This window comes from Mesorhizobium silamurunense (genome assembly GCF_014843825.1).
Classification (GTDB): Bacteria; Pseudomonadota; Alphaproteobacteria; order Rhizobiales; family Rhizobiaceae; genus Mesorhizobium; species Mesorhizobium silamurunense.
Window position 1 is genome coordinate 1 of record NZ_JHQR01000411.1, and the last position, 2,523, is coordinate 2,523.

General features: G+C 63.4%; 5 protein-coding genes. 1 reads left to right on the forward strand and 4 read right to left on the reverse strand.

The features are described 5' to 3' along the window. The coding region (locus tag DH10_RS35175) for an ATP-binding cassette domain-containing protein (RefSeq protein WP_192385898.1) at positions 1-342 on the forward strand (342 nt) is incomplete at its 5' end. 74 nt (positions 343-416) lie between these two features. Here the strand turns inward: DH10_RS35175 and DH10_RS35180 are convergent. From DH10_RS35180 to DH10_RS35195, 4 genes are all read right to left on the reverse strand, one after another. Beyond that, the gene (locus DH10_RS35180) at positions 417-998 is read right to left on the reverse strand and encodes a CarD family transcriptional regulator (protein ID WP_192247112.1); all 582 of its coding nucleotides are present in this window, start codon (positions 996-998) and stop codon (positions 417-419) included. Positions 999-1,374: 376 nt separating this feature from the next. Continuing rightward, complete coding sequence (fdxA, locus tag DH10_RS35185; protein ID WP_192247110.1) at positions 1,375-1,713, reverse strand: ferredoxin FdxA; 339 nt, start codon at positions 1,711-1,713, stop codon at positions 1,375-1,377. A gap of 150 nt (positions 1,714-1,863) precedes the next feature. Then, a complete protein-coding gene (locus tag DH10_RS35190; protein ID WP_192247108.1) occupies positions 1,864-2,250 on the reverse strand; it encodes an RNA-binding S4 domain-containing protein in 387 nt (128 codons plus the stop codon). Between the two features lie 15 nt (positions 2,251-2,265). Beyond that, a partial coding sequence (locus tag DH10_RS35195; protein WP_192385899.1) for a hypothetical protein occupies positions 2,266-2,523 on the reverse strand: 258 nt, incomplete at its 5' end.

A 2,523-nucleotide genomic window follows, 5' to 3' on the forward strand; every position in this document is an offset into this window, starting at 1 on the left:
GGCCAGCAGCAGCGCGTGGCGATCGCCCGGGCGCTGGCGCCATCGCCGCGCGTGCTGCTTTGCGACGAGCCGACCTCGGCGCTCGATCCGGAGCTGGCGCAGGAAGTGGTCGACGTGCTCGGCCAACTGGCCCGCGAAGGCACGACAATGGTGATGGCCACGCATGACCTGAGGCTCGCCTCCAAGATCGCGCAGGAGGTGGTGTTCCTCGATGCCGGTGTCGTCGTCGAGGAAGGTCCGGCCTCGGTCTTGTTCGACAGGCCAGAACGTGAACGGACCAAGCGCTTCATCGCCTCGCTACGGCAGGAGGAGGCGCAGAAGGAAGCCGGTGGCGGGGCGTAGTCTCGATCCTCAAGCCCGCAGAATCAAAAACCCGGCGCGAGGCCGGGTTTTTCGTGTTCGGTAGGCGAAAAAGCTCAGGCAGCTTCTTCCTGCTCGGCTTCCTCGTTGTCGGCCTTGGCGCCGCGCTTCGGGCCCTTGTTGAGGTTGACCTCGATAAGGCGCACCGCCTCGGTCTCCGACATGCGGTTGACGGCGGCGATCTCGCGGGCCATGCGGTCGAGCGCGGCTTCATAAAGCTGGCGCTCGGAATAGGACTGCTCCGGCTGGTTGTCGGCGCGATAGAGGTCGCGCACCACTTCCGAGATCGAGATCAGGTCGCCGGAATTGATCTTGGCGTCATATTCCTGCGCGCGGCGCGACCACATGGTGCGCTTGATGCGGGCGCGGCCCTGAACGACCTTCAGCGCGCGATAGACATAATCCTCTTCCGACAGCTTGCGCATGCCGATCGAGGTCGCCTTGGCGACCGGCACCTTGAGCCGCATCTTGTCTTTCTGGAAATCGATGACGAACAGCTCCAGCTTGTGACCCGCGACTTCCTGCTCGTCGATGGCCACGATCTGGCCGACGCCATGCGCCGGATAGACGATGAACTCACCGGTCTTGAACCCGTGACGGGCCGCGGTGGACTTCTTCTGCGGGGTGATCGTTGCCATTACGCCCTGAACTCCTTAGTTGTAGCGCCGGCATGGCGGCGCCGGCTGAAACTCAGACGATCGGCGGAAGCCGACCTTTAGCCGCACAAACAAGTGAACCCACCGGAATAAGCCGGGACCGGCAAACCGCATAAATGCGACCGCCTGCCCCAGATCGCTCTGGTCCGGATTGAGAAGCTCACCTTTCAGTGATTTGGGGCGTTAGCGCCATAAATCGACGTTGTGTCACCGGCATGTTTTGTAGATGTAACACAAAAAGTCGGAAGAATCAAGGTTTTGCTGCATTCGCTAACGCCAAGCGCCGTCGCTGCCTGTCAAGACAGCAATTGTATCGGCCCCGTTACGCTGCGTCATGCCGGCTAGGCCGGCCCTGCTGTCAGTCGCCTTCGCCAGGCTCGGCTGAGAAATATTTCTCGAACTTTCCGGTCTCGCCGTCAAAGGCCTTGGCGTCGGCCGGCGGCTCTTTCTTGGCGGTGATGTTGGGCCATTTCTCGGCGTATTCGGAATTGACCTGCAACCATTTGTCGAGGCCGGGCTCCGTGTCCGGCTTGATCGCGTCGGCCGGGCATTCAGGCTCGCAGACGCCGCAGTCGATGCACTCATCCGGATGGATGACGAGCATGTTCTCGCCTTCGTAGAAACAGTCGACCGGACAGACCTCGATGCAGTCCATGTATTTGCATTTTATGCAATTGTCGGTCACGACATAGGTCATCGCAGACTCCGGGACGTCCCGTTTTTGCTGGGCTTTTGAAGGTGAGGTAACGCCTTTGCCCGCCGCTGGCAAGGGCATGGCTTGCCGCCTGAGCCGGCGTCGCGGAATGGAATTCCGGCCGGGTGCCGCGACGAGGTTCCGCTTGTATCTTCAGTCGTCGCCGAGCAGCCGGTCGGTCTGCCGCCGCTCCCGCTTGGTCGGGCGGCCGCTGCCGGCCTCGCGCAGTGCCGGAATAGCGTCGGGGACCGCCTCGCCCTTGGGTGTAGGCGGCGGCGACATATCCTCATAAAGCAGCCGCGCCTCGTCGGCAGGACCACGCCGGGTGCCGCAGTTGAGCACCTTCCAGACCAGGATTCGGCGCTCGAGCGTGATGGTCAGCACATCGCCGGCCTTGACCAGATCGGAGGCCTGCGCTGCTTTGTCGCGATTGATGCGGACGCGTCCGGCAACCACCAGCTTCGCCGCCAGCGACCGCGATTTCACCGCACGTGAGAAGAACAGCCATTTGTCGATACGCTGGCGGCCTTCTCCGACCATCGCAACCGGCCGAGGCTATTTCTTCAGCTGGTCGCGCAAGGCGGCGAGCTTGGCGAAGGGCGAATCCGGGTCGAAGCGCTGCGGGCGCTCCTCGCGCGGCTTGCCCTGGAAGGCCGGCTTACCGGCATTGCCCTTGCCATCCTGCCTGTTGCCCTTCCAGTCCGGCCGCCCCTCGCGGCGGTCGGGGCGCTCGCCTTGTGGCTTGCCGTCGCGCCGCTCACCGTCACGTTCCGGGCGCGGCTTGAACTTCGAGCGATCGAAGCGCGGCTTGCC